The following is a 258-nucleotide window of genomic DNA, read 5'->3' as shown; positions in this document are numbered from 1 at the left end:
CATGGTATAAGTAACCACCGCGATCGAATACTACTTCTTTAACGCCTTTCTCTACAGCACGCTTAGCAACTGATTCTCCAACTTTCGTAGCAGCTTCAGTATTGCTAGTACCGTTAAGAGCAAGGTCTTTATCAAGAGTAGATGCACTTACTAACGTTACACCATTCACATCATCAATAACTTGAGCGTAAATATGTTGGTTAGAACGGAACACGTTTAAACGTGGACGTTCTGCAGTACCAGTAAGTTTAGCACGTA

General features: G+C 41.1%; 1 protein-coding gene. It reads right to left on the bottom strand.

Features of this window, described 5'->3' with window-relative positions; all coding sequences use genetic code 11:
* Positions 1 to 258, bottom strand: a 258-nt coding sequence (rplR, locus tag FE392_RS23105) for a 50S ribosomal protein L18 (RefSeq protein WP_319932010.1), incomplete at both ends; no start/stop codon positions are given.

Origin of the sequence: Xenorhabdus santafensis (genome assembly GCF_033949405.1) — a bacterium.
In the GTDB taxonomy this organism is placed as follows: Bacteria; Pseudomonadota; Gammaproteobacteria; order Enterobacterales; family Enterobacteriaceae; genus Xenorhabdus; species Xenorhabdus santafensis.
The sequence above is the reverse complement of the archived record's forward strand: the minus strand, read 5'-3'. Positions and strand labels throughout refer to the sequence as shown.